Annotated in this window: 2 protein-coding genes; both read right to left on the bottom strand. The window is 42.0% G+C overall.

Annotated features, from left to right (window positions below; all coding sequences use genetic code 11):
* Positions 1-882, bottom strand: an 882-nt coding sequence (locus BUB92_RS11070) for an alanine/glycine:cation symporter family protein (protein WP_073093619.1), incomplete at its 3' end; no start/stop codon positions are given.
* 290 nt (positions 883-1,172) lie between these two features.
* The coding region (locus BUB92_RS11065; RefSeq protein ID WP_143156963.1) for an alanine:cation symporter family protein at positions 1,173-1,760 on the bottom strand (588 nt) is incomplete at its 5' end.

Genomic DNA, 1,760 nt, shown 5'->3' with positions numbered 1-1,760 from the left:
GGCAATAGCATGGGCATGGGGAGTACTTCCCAGTCCGGCTTCATTGGAGAATATACCGCGCGCAATTCCATAGCGGAAGGCTTCTTTGATAGTGGCTCCTAAAACCCCGCCTCCAACCGATTGAGGGGAGAAAGCTCCTACAAAAATCATTTTAAAAGCAGGAAGCAGAACTTCTATATTAAGTATTATTACAATCAAACCGCCTAAAATATATATGATAGCCATAAAAGGAACGAGGATTTCAGTTACTTTCCCTATTTGTTTTACTCCGCCTATGATTACTGCACCTACCAGCAGGGCTACGGCTATACCGGCATAGAGCTGGTTTATGCCGAAGGCATTATTTATAGACACAGCAATCGAATTGGCCTGTACCATATTGCCCATAAATCCGAGAGCCAACACTATACATATGGCAAATATTACTGCCAGCCATTTTTGACCTAATCCCTGGGAGATATAATAGGCAGGACCGCCGACGACGGCACCATCGCGGGTAGTTTTAAATTTTTGGGCCAGAACTGCTTCGCTGAATATAGTAGACATCCCGAAGAAAGCCGAAACCCACATCCAGAATATGGCTCCCGGGCCTCCAGCAGCAATGGCGGTTGCTACACCGACAATGTTTCCCGTACCCACCTGAGCAGCTATCGCCGTAGTTAGAGACTGGAATGATGACAAACCTTCTTTTTTACTGTCGCGATCTTTAAAGGCATTACCAAAAACCTGGCGAAAGGCTTGTTTTAAAAAACGTATCTGAATAAAATTGGTGCGTATAGTATAATAAATACCTGTTCCGAGGAGGATAACTAGCATGATGGGACCCCATAAGATGCTGTTAAGCTTTCCTACTAATACCAGAAGTTCAGCCTGCACGTCCATCTTGTTTCCCCCTTTGTTAAACTAGTTTTTACAGCAGCTTTTTTGCCTGGCTGCAGATTCTAAAGCGGATACCCCATCTCCTTTCTTTATAGATTTGGCAATAATAAAAAGGTTAGAATTTTTATTCTAGTTATTATTATACTTGATGTTTTTTAAACAGGTATAAAAAAAAATTATATTTACAAATTTTTCAAAAACCAAGGCCAGGATAGTAGAAAAGTTTAAATAAAAAGACCCTGCCTGGATTTTTAGCAGGGTCTTTTGATCAAAAATTTCAGGCTTAGTGGTATTTATGCCGCTTTACGCATCATTTGAGGAAAAATATCTTTTTCGTATTCTTTGAATATCGATAAGGCTATGGCAGATAACCCGAGTACACCTATCAGGTTGGGGATGATCATTAAGCCGTTGAAGAAATCGGCTAAAGCCCAAACCAGTTTTACTTCCAGGGTGGAACCAAAAGCTATAATGAATAATACAATTATTTTAAATATATTTACTGGTTTAGAGCCGAAAAGGAAGCGGATATTGGTTTCGGCAAAATAATACCATCCCAGGAGAGTAGAATAGGCAAAGAAGAAAAGTGCTACAGCTAAAAACTTGGGACCAAACCAGGCACCAAAAGCATTAGCAAAAGCCATCTGGGAAAGGACTGCCCCGGTAGCCTGGGTATAATCGGCGCCAGCAGTCAGTATAACCAGTGCAGTCATGGTACATACTATTCCAGTAACTATGAAAACACCAACCATAGCTACAAATCCCTGTTCGGCCGGATGGTTTACCCGGGCAATAGCATGGGCATGGGGAGTACTTCCCAGTCCGGCTTCATTGGAGAATATACCGCGCGCAATTCCATAGCGGAAGGCTTCTTTGATAGT

The organism is Thermosyntropha lipolytica DSM 11003 (assembly GCF_900129805.1).
Lineage (GTDB): Bacteria > Bacillota > Syntrophomonadia > Syntrophomonadales > Syntrophomonadaceae > Thermosyntropha > Thermosyntropha lipolytica.
Note: the sequence above shows the minus strand (reverse complement) of the source record. Positions and strands in the feature narration are given on the sequence as shown.